Annotated in this window: 15 protein-coding genes; 4 read left to right on the plus strand and 11 right to left on the minus strand. The window is 30.7% G+C overall.

The features are described 5' to 3' along the window. Positions 1 to 117 precede the first annotated feature (117 nt). Both carB and rpmH read right to left on the minus strand, forming a co-directional pair. Positions 118 to 2,973, minus strand: coding sequence for a carbamoyl-phosphate synthase large subunit (carB, locus tag AC15TD_RS03555; RefSeq protein ID WP_484450762.1), 2,856 nt, complete (start codon positions 2,971 to 2,973; stop codon positions 118 to 120). A 113-nt stretch (positions 2,974 to 3,086) separates the two neighbouring features. Further along, positions 3,087 to 3,248 carry a 50S ribosomal protein L34 gene (gene rpmH / locus AC15TD_RS03560; RefSeq protein ID WP_484450763.1) on the minus strand — a complete coding sequence of 54 codons (162 nt, stop codon included), beginning with the start codon at positions 3,246 to 3,248 and terminating at the stop codon, positions 3,087 to 3,089. A 302-nt stretch (positions 3,249 to 3,550) separates the two neighbouring features. Here rpmH and AC15TD_RS03565 point away from each other — a divergent pair, with 302 nt between their 5' ends. After that, positions 3,551 to 4,126, plus strand: coding sequence for a DUF2892 domain-containing protein (locus AC15TD_RS03565; protein WP_484450764.1), 576 nt, complete (start codon positions 3,551 to 3,553; stop codon positions 4,124 to 4,126). Between the two features lie 83 nt (positions 4,127 to 4,209). Here AC15TD_RS03565 and AC15TD_RS03570 read toward each other — a convergent pair whose 3' ends face one another. From AC15TD_RS03570 to AC15TD_RS03580, 3 genes are all read right to left on the minus strand, one after another. Beyond that, on the minus strand, positions 4,210 to 4,293 hold the full coding sequence (locus AC15TD_RS03570) for a hypothetical protein (RefSeq protein WP_484450779.1): 84 nt from the start codon (positions 4,291 to 4,293) through the stop codon (positions 4,210 to 4,212). A gap of 299 nt (positions 4,294 to 4,592) precedes the next feature. After that, positions 4,593 to 5,510: a lytic transglycosylase domain-containing protein gene (locus AC15TD_RS03575; protein ID WP_484450765.1), complete on the minus strand. Its 918-nt coding sequence runs from the start codon at positions 5,508 to 5,510 to the stop codon at positions 4,593 to 4,595. A gap of 46 nt (positions 5,511 to 5,556) precedes the next feature. Beyond that, positions 5,557 to 6,219: a YqiA/YcfP family alpha/beta fold hydrolase gene (locus AC15TD_RS03580; RefSeq protein ID WP_484450766.1), complete on the minus strand. Its 663-nt coding sequence runs from the start codon at positions 6,217 to 6,219 to the stop codon at positions 5,557 to 5,559. A 115-nt stretch (positions 6,220 to 6,334) separates the two neighbouring features. On the opposite strand from AC15TD_RS03580, the gene AC15TD_RS03585 reads away from it, so the two are divergent. Then, entirely contained in the window at positions 6,335 to 6,631 is a 297-nt protein-coding gene (locus AC15TD_RS03585; protein ID WP_484450767.1) for an N-acetyltransferase, read from the plus strand. A 113-nt stretch (positions 6,632 to 6,744) separates the two neighbouring features. On the opposite strand, the gene AC15TD_RS03590 is transcribed toward AC15TD_RS03585, so the two are convergent. From AC15TD_RS03590 to AC15TD_RS03615, 6 genes are all read right to left on the minus strand, one after another. After that, on the minus strand, positions 6,745 to 6,987 hold the full coding sequence (locus AC15TD_RS03590) for a hypothetical protein (RefSeq protein WP_484450768.1): 243 nt from the start codon (positions 6,985 to 6,987) through the stop codon (positions 6,745 to 6,747). 9 nt (positions 6,988 to 6,996) lie between these two features. Continuing rightward, a complete protein-coding gene (locus AC15TD_RS03595; RefSeq protein WP_484450769.1) occupies positions 6,997 to 7,206 on the minus strand; it encodes a hypothetical protein in 210 nt (69 codons plus the stop codon). Positions 7,207 to 7,318: 112 nt separating this feature from the next. After that, on the minus strand, positions 7,319 to 8,650 hold the full coding sequence (gene mtaB, locus AC15TD_RS03600; RefSeq protein ID WP_484450770.1) for a tRNA (N(6)-L-threonylcarbamoyladenosine(37)-C(2))-methylthiotransferase MtaB: 1,332 nt from the start codon (positions 8,648 to 8,650) through the stop codon (positions 7,319 to 7,321). Positions 8,651 to 8,715: 65 nt separating this feature from the next. Beyond that, positions 8,716 to 9,459 carry a TolB family protein gene (locus tag AC15TD_RS03605; RefSeq protein WP_484450771.1) on the minus strand — a complete coding sequence of 248 codons (744 nt, stop codon included), beginning with the start codon at positions 9,457 to 9,459 and terminating at the stop codon, positions 8,716 to 8,718. 217 nt (positions 9,460 to 9,676) lie between these two features. Continuing rightward, positions 9,677 to 10,852 carry a GlmU family protein gene (locus tag AC15TD_RS03610; protein ID WP_484450772.1) on the minus strand — a complete coding sequence of 392 codons (1,176 nt, stop codon included), beginning with the start codon at positions 10,850 to 10,852 and terminating at the stop codon, positions 9,677 to 9,679. 155 nt (positions 10,853 to 11,007) lie between these two features. Continuing rightward, positions 11,008 to 11,259 (minus strand): type B 50S ribosomal protein L31, encoded by a 252-nt coding sequence (locus AC15TD_RS03615; protein ID WP_484450773.1) that lies wholly within the window; start codon positions 11,257 to 11,259, stop codon positions 11,008 to 11,010. A 156-nt stretch (positions 11,260 to 11,415) separates the two neighbouring features. On the opposite strand from AC15TD_RS03615, the gene AC15TD_RS03620 reads away from it, so the two are divergent. After that, positions 11,416 to 11,931 carry a DUF4199 domain-containing protein gene (locus AC15TD_RS03620; protein WP_484450774.1) on the plus strand — a complete coding sequence of 172 codons (516 nt, stop codon included), beginning with the start codon at positions 11,416 to 11,418 and terminating at the stop codon, positions 11,929 to 11,931. Between the two features lie 3 nt (positions 11,932 to 11,934). Further along, the coding region (locus AC15TD_RS03625) for a glycosyltransferase family 2 protein (RefSeq protein ID WP_484450775.1) at positions 11,935 to 12,464 on the plus strand (530 nt) is incomplete at its 3' end.

Here is a 12,464-nt window from a genome sequence, read left to right on the forward strand (position 1 = left end):
AAAGTAAAAAATAATTTAACATTCTTTAATTATTTAACATTTTTCCAACAAAAAAAGCACTAGATATTGGAAAACCAAACATATCTAGCACTTTGAATATTATCTTATAGAAAAATCTTATTTACTTAAATACATCTTTCTTCTTGAGTATAAATCATAAAATTCATCATCTTTTAAACTATCTATAAATAAGATGCTTTCTCCGGTACTTTTCATTTCTGGACCTAATCTCTTATCTACATTCGGAAATTTATTAAAAGAGAATACCGGTTGTTTAATGGCATACCCTTCTAACTGTGGATTAAAATTAAAATCGGTTACCTTATTAGCTCCTAACATTACTTTAGTAGCATAATTTACATATGGTTCTTTGTAGGCTTTTGATATAAATGGTACCGTTCTTGAAGCTCTTGGATTCGCTTCAATAATATATACAATGTCTTCTTTAATGGCAAATTGAATATTAATTAAGCCAACAGTATTCAAGGCTCTTGCAATAGTATGTGTATGGTCAATTATTTGCTGCATAACCAAATCCCCTAAATTAAACGCTGGCAAGGTAGCGTTAGAATCTCCAGAGTGCACACCGCATGGCTCTATATGCTCCATAATCCCTATAATATAAACATTCCCATCAGCATCACAAATAGCATCTGCCTCCGCTTCAATTGCGCCATCTAAATAATGATCAAGCAATAATTTATTGTTAGGAATCTTACGCAGCAAACTCACAACATGCTCAACCAACTCCTCTTTGTTTATAACTATTTTCATGCCTTGACCTCCTAAAACATAAGATGGCCTCACCAAAATTGGAAAATCTAATTCTTCAGCTAACGCTAAAGCTTCATCAGCATTTTCAGCAACCCCAAAATCCGGATATGGTATATTGTTTTCTTTTAGTAAAGTAGAAAAACTTCCTCTATCTTCAGCTAAATCTAGTGATTCAAAACTGGTGCCTATGATTTTAATACCATATTTTGTTAGTTTTTCCGCTAATTTTAAAGCAGTTTGCCCACCAAGCTGTACAATAACACCTTCAGGTTTTTCATGCTTAATAATATCATAAATATGTTCCCAAAATACAGGTTCAAAATATAATTTATCAGCCGTATCAAAATCGGTTGAAACCGTTTCTGGATTACAATTAATCATGATGGTTTCATAACCACATTCTGCAGCGGCTAAAACACCATGAACACAACAATAATCAAACTCAATACCTTGTCCTATTCTATTGGGACCTGAACCCAGAACCACTATTTTCTTTTTACCGGTTACAATGCTCTCGTTGTGAGCAAAACGTTTCCCATCTACAGTTTCCATATCATTTTCAAACGTAGAGTAGTAATACGGAGTTTTTGCTTCAAATTCAGCAGCGCAAGTGTCAACTAATTTAAATACACGTTGAATATTAAGTTCTTCTCTTTTATTATAAACCTGACTCTCTAAACAGCCTAACATATGAGCTATCTGGCGGTCTCCATATCCTTTTTGTTTTGCTTCAAGCAACAAATCTCTTTCTATAGTTTCAATCGAATAATTTGATATCTCCTTTTGAAGTTGAAATAACTCTTCATATTGTTTAAGATACCACATATCAATCTTTGTAATATCATAAATTTGACTTAGTGGTATTCCTATTTCTATAGCATCGTAAATTGCAAAAACACGATCCCAACTGGCATTTGTTAATTTATCAATAATCTGATTATAATCTGTATACCCCTTTCCATCGGCTCCTAATCCATTTCTTTTAATCTCTAAAGATTGTGTGGCTTTATGCAAAGCCTCCTGGAAAGAACGGCCTATTCCCATGACTTCTCCAACCGCTTTCATTTGTAATCCTAAAGTTCTATCTGAACCTTCAAACTTATCAAAGTTCCAACGAGGAATTTTCACAATTACATAATCTAAAGTTGGTTCGAATAATGCAGAAGTTGATTTAGTTATTTGATTATCCAATTCATCTAATGTATAACCAATTGCAAGCTTTGTTGCTATTTTAGCAATGGGATAACCTGTGGCCTTACTCGCTAAAGCAGAAGAACGCGACACACGAGGATTAATTTCAATGGCTATAATATCCTCATTTTCATCTGGACTAACTGCAAACTGCACATTACAACCACCTTCAAAATCACCTATACTACGCATCATTTTTATAGCCATATCACGCATTCTTTGATATGTCCTATCACTTAGTGTCATTGCTGGAGCTACAGTAATTGAATCGCCCGTGTGAATCCCCATTGGATCCATGTTTTCTATAGAACAAATAATGACAACATTGTCATTTCTATCACGAAGTAATTCTAATTCATACTCCTTCCACCCTATCATTGCTTTGTCAATCATCACCTCGTGTATTGGTGATACTTCTAATCCTAAACGCAACAACTTATCGTAGTCTGCTTCATCATGAACAATTGCTGCTCCGGCACCTCCTAAAGTATAAGAAGCTCTAATACATAACGGAAAACCAAACTCTTGTGCAATTTCTTTCCCTTTTAAAAAGGAAGTTGCCGTCGCTTGTGGTGCCATATCAACACCAATCTTTCCCATTAATTCTCTAAACTTTTCTCTATCTTCTGTAATATTAATAGCGTTAATATCGACTCCAATCAATTCAACATTAAAATCTTTCCAAATACCTTTTTCATCAGCCTCAATACATAAATTTAAGGCTGTCTGACCTCCCATAGTCGGTAAAACTGCATCAATTTCAGGATGCTCTTTTAAAATTTTAATTAACGATTTTGTTGTTAAAGGGAGTAAGTATATATGATCAGCCATAGAAGGATCTGTCATAATAGTTGCTGGGTTAGAATTTATCAAAATAGTTTTTATCCCATCCTCACTTAACGATCTCAAAGCCTGTGAACCAGAGTAATCAAATTCGCAAGCTTGCCCAATAACAATAGGACCAGAACCAATAATTAAAATAGATTTAAGTTTTGAATTTTTCGGCATTTTCTTTTAGTTATATGTTGGATTTTAATTCATTACAAAAATAGTAATCAGTAGATACAAAAAAAGGCGTTACACTTAAGTAACACCTTTAAATTATCAACAATTGTTAATCATTATTTCTTATGTCTAGCTTCAGTAGATACAGATATTTTTTTTCTTCCTTTTGCTCTTCTACGAGCTAATACTTTTCTACCATTAGCAGACGCCATTCTTTCTCTGAAACCATGTTTGTTTCTTCTCTTTCTTTTTGATGGCTGAAACGTTCTTTTACTCATTATCTAGTATCTTTAAATCTGAAAATTGAATATCTTATTAAAATTTTTGGCTTACCCCAAAACCGAGCGCAAATATACAAAGAGTTTTTACTTTGACAAACGTTCTATTAAAAATATTTTTAAAAAATTTATATTTTAAAATGTAACTTATAAAAGTATAAAATAACAAAGCAAACATCGGTTCTTTTGTTAATATTGAATTACGTACTTTTAATAAAAATTTAGTTTCTTTGCAATCAAAAGACAATACAAACACGTATTAACTATCAAAAAGTGTTTAACACACCATATTTATAACAGAAATGTACAATAAAATTATAAAACTTATTATTGCAGCAGGCATTCTAGCCTATGCTATTTATCAATTTACTGAGAACAATATTGGCAATGGTATCATGCTGATACTTTTAGCTTCAGTATTTGTATTTTTATATTTTAAGAATGAATTTATCCTATTGGCATTTTTAAGATTAAGAAAACAAGATTTTCCTGGTGCTACAAAATGGTTAAATAAAATTAAAAACCCTGAATCTGCACTCGTTAAAAAACAACAAGGTTATTATAACTATTTACATGGCATTATGGTGTCTCAAAGTAACATGAATGAAGCCGAAAAATATTTTAAAAAAGCTATTTCCTTAGGCCTATCTATGAACCACGATTTAGCTATGGCCAAGTTGAATTTATCTGGTATCGCATTTTCTAAACGAAGAAAGCAGGAAGCTCAAAAATTACTTACTGAAGCTCAAAAACTTGATAAACAAGGCATGCTTACCGAGCAAATTAAAATGATGAAAGATAATATGAAACGTGCACAAATGCCAAATCAGCATTACGGCACAGGTGGTTCCATAAGAGCACAAAAAAAGAGAGGATAATTAGTTTTTAATTTGAATATTTATACTGGGGTTTATTTTAATCATATGGTCGATAAAAGATATTTTATCTTTTGGAGAAATAACTACTGAACAAATTTTCCGTATTTTAATTCAATTCTATCAAAAGAAGCTGCTGGTGAAGATATTATAGTATTGGTTTTTGATATAGATACATTTTTTTAATTTCTAAATCCTTTTTGAAAATAAATCCGCTCCGTATTTTTAAAATTTCACCTTCTATAATATATCTCGTACTAAGAAATAGATATATCATAATAAAAGCGGTTAAAATAAGGATTCCACTAGGAATCAGAGTGGCTTCAAAAGATCTGCTATTTAATATTCCAAAGACAATTATCGATACAAATAATAAAATTATCAATGACAATAAACCATATGATATCTTAGATTTAAAAACCGTCATTAAACCAAAATTATTACTCCAAAAAAGATAGTTGAATATTAATTACTGAACATTATAATACCCTTTTTCAGGAATATCAATCAAATATTTCTTTTTTGACTTATTGTTAAGATATGACTCACGTAACCAAGGATTATGAACCTTTAATATTTTGTAATTAATACCAAAATTTTCGGCAAATTTTGTAAAATCTGAAACAGCTGTATCTACTTCAACCTTATAAGTAGGCACAATTGAATACAAATCTTTATCTCTAAAATTAAAACCATAAACATCTGGATGCATTAATATCTCCTTTAATGCAACAATTCTAAACAGATACCTGCCAGTTTCTTCTCCTAGCAATAAATCATAATAATCGCTCACATTTTGTTCTTCTAAACGCCTAGAAACACCTGTGTCTCCAGCATTATAAGCTGCAGCAGCCAAGGTCCAGGAACCTAACTTTTCTTTTGAATTTAAAAGATATTCGCAAGCAACTTCGGTTGCCTTTTCAAGATTATAACGTTCATCTACATTGTCATTAACTTCCAAACCATTTTCTCTCCCCGTTGCTGGCATAATTTGCCAAACACCTCGCGCACCAGCCGGAGATACCGCATTGGTTAAACCGCTTTCTATCACTGCTAAATATTTAAAATCATCAGGAATACCTTTTTGCCTCAAAATAGGTTCAATGATTGGAAAATATTTTTTAGCACGTTTAAACATTAATAATCCATTGGATTGCCAATAGGTATTAACTAATAGTTCTCTATCTATACGCTCGTAAACGTCCGGATCCTTAAGTGGTAATGGTTCACCTGCGAAATCTAGATTGTCTGGCACTTGCAGTGCATATACATTGTAATCATTTATTAATTTTTTCTCAAAATTCTCATCTGTTTGAGCATCTTGTATGGCATAAATAAACAGTCCACAAAGACCAAATAATCCTATAACTGCTAATATATTTTTCATTTTTCTATTTTTTATAAAATTAAAAAATTAATCATTCCATTTCAATTTAATCTACAATAAGTTTTGGTAATTGCTCATTAAACCATTTATACTTATTTATAATCATTATATGCGTTCCGTTTTTAATGGTTATGCAATCTTTAATATTTTTTATAGGAAATACGGTGTCTTTATCTCCATGAATATGAATAATGTTATTAATTGGCTCTTGTTGGTTCCAACAAACCATATTTTCAATTGCCCAATTTAAATATTTCCCATCAATAACCGAAAGATATTTTTTATACAATTCTAAACGTTTAGGCATGTTATCACCTAAAACATAATTGGCTAAAAAGTCAAAATTACTAACTAACTGCGTAGGCAATAGTTTATAAGCTTTAGTAACTTTAGCAAGTTGCATTTTATTTGGCAATTCATTTACTGATTTAATACTGGAAATAATAATTATTTTTCTAAAATGCACGAGTTTACTCATTTCTTGGACTAAAACACCACCAAATGAAACACCAATCAATACACAGTTTTCATGCTTAACTTCGCTGACCATACGTAAAGCATAATTACTAAGCGATTCATTATTAACAGGTAACATCCATTCTAAATAATGAATTTTAAACTGGTTATCAGGTAATACTATGTATTCAAATATTTTGGAGCTTGCTGCCATTCCTGGCATAAAATATACATGTATTAAATCTTGATTCATAAGGTTTTAACCTTAAATTACAACTATGTTAACTATTTTTTTCGTAAATTTGCATTACAAAACTATATAAAATAGTCCTCACTATTTAGTTTCTTTTGAAATAAAACTTTTTACAATGATAGATGCTGCAGAATTAGTAGACAATGATTTTTTACGTCAGTATGAAATTAAAATTGATGATCAATTAGCAAAGATCGAATATTCATTACAAGATCGGAAGATATTTTTAACGAAACTAATTATTCCAGATAGCGTTAAAGATGAAAACTTTAAAACAGAATTCTTAGCTGCTGTTTTTGATCAAATTGATGGGCGCAACCTAAGTATCGTACCTACAAGTCCAGACATAGCTAAATTTGTAAGAAGAAACAGAAAGTATAAACGAATGTTGCCAGTTGGCTTAAGAATATAATTCTTTAAAAAGATAGTAATAAAAGAGCCCAAAAACAGTATTTTTGGGCTCTTTTATTACTAACTATCAACATTATTGCTGCTTTGAATATACTAATGTTAAATCTTGAGCTTCTAACACTTCCGTATATCCATATTGAAAATTTCCATAGCATCTTTAAATACAATATATAGTTGATTATCTATTATTGTGGCAATATGATTGTTATACCTAACGATATCATCATTTTGGGAATAACTAGAAGCAAAACCAACAACACCTTCTAAATCGCATTGTACATTAAACATATAATCATATGTAGTTCCATTAATCAAAGCAATAATAATACTCTGATTGAATGTTGAATTTGAAGACATAACTCCATTTCATTCAAAAATTAGAATTTCATTATTAGCACATTCAATTTCTTCCAAAAGATTAATGCTTTTTATTCCATCATTATTAATATCAAATGCTTCTTCAACATTATAACCCGTAAGGCTCCATATACCTTCAACTGATGCTAATTCATAAATTTTATCTGTACAGGACAGTGATAATAATGAAAGTAATAAAATAAAAAGGATTCTTTTCATGATTTGGGATCTCGAAGAATTAATCCAAAATTAGATAATAAGATTACTTAAGTAACTAAAAAAAAACATATAAATCGTTTAAATCAAAGTTCATTTGAATGAAAATACTATTTTATTTTGAAAAAACTTCAGTAAATTCAAACCTTACCAAACCATCATCATCAATTTCAGTAAGTTCAATATCATGCAATGTATTGACTAGTTCGGGATTCCATGGGGTTTTAACTTTTACATAATTTTCAGTAAAACCATGTATATAGCCTTCTTTATTTTCACCTTCAAACAGAACCGTTCTTTTACTTCCAATTTGGCTTTCATAAAAGGCACGACGTTTTTTAACAGATAAACCTCTAAGCATTTTACTACGTTTGCTTCTTACATTATTTGGCACAATATTTCCCATTTCAGCAGCCTCTGTGTTATCTCTTTCTGAATAAGTAAACACATGTAAATATGAAATATCTAATTCATTTAAAAAATTATAGGTTTCTAAAAAGTAGTGGTCTGTTTCTCCAGGAAAACCAACAATTACATCAACACCAATGCAGGCATGAGGCATCACTTCTTTAATTTTAGAAACACGATCTACATAAAGTTCACGTACATAACGTCGTTTCATGTTTTTTAAAATCTCGTTATTTCCAGATTGTAACGGAATATGAAAATGGGGTACAAAAGCACGAGATTCAGAAACTAAATCAATCGTTTCATTTTTCAAAAGATTAGGTTCTATTGATGAAATACGCAAACGCACAATACCTTCAACTTTATCTAATTCGGTTACTAAATCTAAGAAGGTATGTTCGTGTTTTTTATTTCCAAATTCACCTTTGCCATAATCACCAATATTAACACCTGTTAAAACAATTTCCTTAATATTTTGCTTAGCAATTTCTTTGGCATTTTTCAACACATTTGCCATAGTATCACTCCTAGAAATTCCTCTTGCTAGCGGGATAGTACAATAGGTGCACTTATAATCGCAACCATCCTGCACTTTTAAAAAGGCACGGGTTCTATCTCCTATTGAATAAGAACCTACATAAAAATCGGCTTCTTCAATTTCACAAGAATGCACTTCTCCAAAATCATTCTTAGATAAATCGTTTAAATAATCTGTAATCTTAAATTTTTCGGTAGCACCAAGCACCAAATCTACGCCATTAACATCAGCTAATTCTTCTGGTTTTAATTGGGCATAACATCCTATGGCTGTAATAAAAGCTTCTGGGTTTACTTTTTGAGCCTGTTTTACGATTGTTTTAAAGCGCTTATCTGCATTTTCAGTAACAGAGCATGTGTTAATCACATACATATCTGCTCGTTCTGAAAAATCTACACGATCAAATCCTTTCTCAGTGAAACTTCTTGCTATTGTTGAAGTTTCAGAGAAATTAAGTTTACAACCTAAGGTGTAAAAAGCAACTTTTTTTCTAGTAGTCATTTCGCCCATAAATCGTGCAAATGTAATAAAAAAAGAACGTTTTAAACGAAATGGTAAGTGGCGTTTTATTCAACTCGAGTAAAATAATAAATATCATCATCACCTTTGCCTTCAGATCTTTTAGAAGAAAAATAACCTGATTTACTATTGACATCAATGGTAAAGCAAAAATCGTCTTCTTTACTGTTTATAGGTTCTGGTAAAACTTGTGCTTTTTCAAAAACACCTTCTTCATTCATGACACTTTTGTAGATATCAAATTTACCTATACCATTCGGTCTGTTTGAAGAAAAATACAAGGTATTATCACTACTCATAAATGGAAACATTTCTGCACTATAAGAATTAACTTTATATCCTAAATTTATTGGCTCACCATAGACCCCGTCTTCAAAAATTTCAACTTGAAAAATGTCAGAAGTTCCTTTTGCCGAATTTTTTCCTCCCCTAATATTAGCAGTAAAATATAAGGTTTTTCCATCTGGACTTACCGTCGCATGAGCATATGAGTACCGTGGTTTACAAAATGTCAGCACTGTAAAGTTAGTCCAACCAATACCATTAACATATTCGGCTTTTTCTATATGAAAATTAGTTTCTTTAAAATCTTCTTTAGGTCTATTCTTCCTATTAGTATAATTGGTGGTTACATACAATGTGTTTCCATCAGAAGTCAGGTAAGCGCTAGTAATGTGTGATATATCTTCTTTTGAATCAATTAACAAAGGTTCGATATTTTTAATATCGCCTGTTTCTGTTTTATTTCCTTTGTAAATTATTAGAATACCATTTCCTAAATAGATTTTCACCTTACCTTTTTTATTCAACATATAGGATGTAAATAAAACGCGATTTTCTTGTGAAGTTGATAAACCAAAGTGAGGTTTATCATCATTTAATCTTATATTTTTGACAATAAATTGTTCTGATTGTGAAAATGAAATTAGACCGAGAAAACAATAAAAAACACATAAAAAAATTCTCATAACATTAATAAAACTTAAATTAAAGTTACAAAAAAGTTATTTACTCTTTTCTATACTTCTTTGTTTGTTCAAAGATATGTTCCATAATAGCTTTATCTTCCTCTGTAAATTTCATATCTCTTCTTGACAATACAACCTCAGCTACTTCAAAGGCTTTTGATGTTAAAAACGTTGTATACCCTGCATGACCTCCCCATGTATAACTAGGAATAAAATTTCTAGGAAAACCACTTCCAAAAATATTGGCACTAACACCTACAACTGTTCCTGTATTTAGCATAGTATTAATTCCTGTTTTACTATGATCACCCATCATGAGACCACAAAATTGCAACCCTGTTTTAGCAAAACTTTCTGTTTGGTAATCCCATAATCTAACCTCCGTATAATTGTTTTTTAGATTTGAATTATTGGTGTCTGCCCCTAAATTGCACCATTCTCCTAAAACAGAATTTCCTAAAAATCCGTCATGCCCTTTATTTGAATATGCGAATAAAACAGAGTTATTCACTTCGCCTCCAATTTTACAATAAGGACCAATGGTTGTAGCTCCATAAATCTTGGCTCCAAGTTTTATAATAGCGCCTTCACATAAAGCTAATGGACCACGAATTAGAGCACCTTCCATTATCAATGAATCCTTTCCAATATAAATGGGACCGTTAGATGCATTTAAGGTAGCGAACTCTAACTGTGCTCCTTCTTCTAAAAATATATTTTCTGCTGAAATAACATTGTTACTAGCAGGTATAGGCTGCGACTTTCTATCTTTTGTTATAAGATTAAAATCTTCTTGTAAAGCTTCAGCATTTTTAGAAAATATATCCCAAGTATGTTCTATTTTTAGAATATCATCATTAAACTCAAAAGCTTCATATCTTCCAAAATCTATATTCTCTTGGGTATCATTAGTATAGAATGCAATTACATCTTCACCCTTAAAAATGGCCTGATTTTTTTCTAAACTTTTTACCATTTCCACCAATTCTAAATTTGGAAGATATGATGCATTTATCATAATGTTGGATTCCATTTCAACCATTGGATACTTATTAGACAAATAGTCTTCTGTAACTGAGGTAGTAGTTGAGTCTAGATAAGCTTCCCATTTTTCGCGAATCGTTAAAATTCCAACTCTAATATCTGCCACAGGACGTGTATAAGTAAAAGGCAATAAATTATTACGAAACGGACCGTCAAAAAGAATATAGTTCATGAGGCTTACAAGTTAAATGCTAAAATTAAAGATTTTATCTTATTGTACTCAAAGCATTCGTTATTATACCATAAAAGTACGTTAATTGTATAAAATAAAAAAAGTCTTTCCATATTAGAAAGACTTTAAATATATACTATAATTATATGTTGCGTTTATTTTTTAAACTTAGCGTATTTATTTTTAAACTTATCTATACGACCAGCTGTATCAACTAATTTAGATTTACCTGTGTAATACGGGTGAGACGTTCTTGAAATCTCCATTTTAACAACAGGATATTCAACACCATCAACTTCTAAAGTTTCATTAGTATTTGCTGTAGACTTCGTTAAAAACACATCATCATTAGACATGTCTTTAAATGCTACCATTCTATAATTTTCTGGATGTATACCTTTTTTCATCGCTTTACGCTTTTATTCATTTCAATTTTGGAAGTGCAAATTTAAGCTATTTTTTCAAATTGACAATAATTTTTAATATTTTTTATTTCATGTCATTATGTAACGTTTTCATATCTTTGTTTACTAACTAAACAACTAATTTTAAAACCAAAAAAAATGGAATCACCAAAACTTTCACCTGGTAAATTTGCTAAAAATTACGGAATTATATTGGGGTTAATTCTTATTGTAATATCAGTAATGATGTATGTCACTGGCATGCAATTAGAAGGAAAACAATGGCCAATGTATATTTTCTACATTATATTTCCAGTTGTTGTTATTTATGCAATTAATCAATTTAAAAAAGGACAAGGTAATTTATTAACCGTTGGAGAGGCTATAAAAGTTGGTCTTGTTGTAGCTGTTATAAGCGCGTTAGTATTTGCTGTTTATAATTTGCTATTTAACTATGTGATTGATTCTGAATTTACGCAACAAGTAATGCAAGCTGAAATGGATAGGCAATTAGAAAGTGGCGCTTTAACTGAAGAAATGATTGAACAGTCTGCTTCTATTAGAGAAATATTTACCAATCCATTTGTTGGATCAACCATATTTATTGCTCTAAGTGCTATATTTGGTCTAATTTACTCACTTATTGGTGGGTTGATAATGAAAAGAGAAGAATAGTAAATGAATATATCTGTAGTCATACCACTACTTAACGAACAAGAATCTTTAAAAGAATTATATGATTGGATTGCAAAAGTTATGCAATCCAATCATTTTTCATATGAAATCATATTTGTTGATGATGGTAGTACAGATGAATCATGGAATGTAATATCGGAACTATCATCTAAAGATAACAATGTTAAAGGCATACAATTTTTAAAAAACTTTGGAAAATCTCAAGCACTTCATGCTGGTTTTGAAAAAGCCCAGGGTAATGTCGTTATTACAATGGATGCAGATTTACAAGATAATCCAGATGAAATTCCTGAACTCTATAATATGATTATAAATCAAGATTTAGATTTAGTATCAGGATGGAAAAAAAAGAGATTTGATTCTGTTGTTTTTAAAAATCTACCTTCAAAACTTTTTAATTGGGCAGCAAGAAGAACATCGGGCGTTAAACTTCATGATTTCAACTGTGGGCTAAAAGCCTATAAATTAGATGTTGTAAAAAATATTGATGTTAGTGGTGAAATGCATCGCTA

The organism is Yeosuana sp. (assembly GCF_057126245.1).

Coding starts and splice junctions, on each gene's coding strand:
- carB (WP_484450762.1), bottom strand. CDS start 2,973: ATGCCGAAAAATTCAAAACTTAAATCTATTTTAATTATTGGTTCTGGT.
- rpmH (WP_484450763.1), bottom strand. CDS start 3,248: ATGAGTAAAAGAACGTTTCAGCCATCAAAAAGAAAGAGAAGAAACAAA.
- AC15TD_RS03565 (WP_484450764.1), top strand. CDS start 3,551: ATGTACAATAAAATTATAAAACTTATTATTGCAGCAGGCATTCTAGCC.
- AC15TD_RS03575 (WP_484450765.1), bottom strand. CDS start 5,510: ATGAAAAATATATTAGCAGTTATAGGATTATTTGGTCTTTGTGGACTG.
- AC15TD_RS03580 (WP_484450766.1), bottom strand. CDS start 6,219: ATGAATCAAGATTTAATACATGTATATTTTATGCCAGGAATGGCAGCA.
- AC15TD_RS03585 (WP_484450767.1), top strand. CDS start 6,335: ATGATAGATGCTGCAGAATTAGTAGACAATGATTTTTTACGTCAGTAT.
- AC15TD_RS03590 (WP_484450768.1), bottom strand. CDS start 6,987: ATGTCTTCAAATTCAACATTCAATCAGAGTATTATTATTGCTTTGATT.
- AC15TD_RS03595 (WP_484450769.1), bottom strand. CDS start 7,206: ATGAAAAGAATCCTTTTTATTTTATTACTTTCATTATTATCACTGTCC.
- mtaB (WP_484450770.1), bottom strand. CDS start 8,650: ATGACTACTAGAAAAAAAGTTGCTTTTTACACCTTAGGTTGTAAACTT.
- AC15TD_RS03610 (WP_484450772.1), bottom strand. CDS start 10,852: ATGAACTATATTCTTTTTGACGGTCCGTTTCGTAATAATTTATTGCCT.
- AC15TD_RS03615 (WP_484450773.1), bottom strand. CDS start 11,259: ATGAAAAAAGGTATACATCCAGAAAATTATAGAATGGTAGCATTTAAA.
- AC15TD_RS03620 (WP_484450774.1), top strand. CDS start 11,416: ATGGAATCACCAAAACTTTCACCTGGTAAATTTGCTAAAAATTACGGA.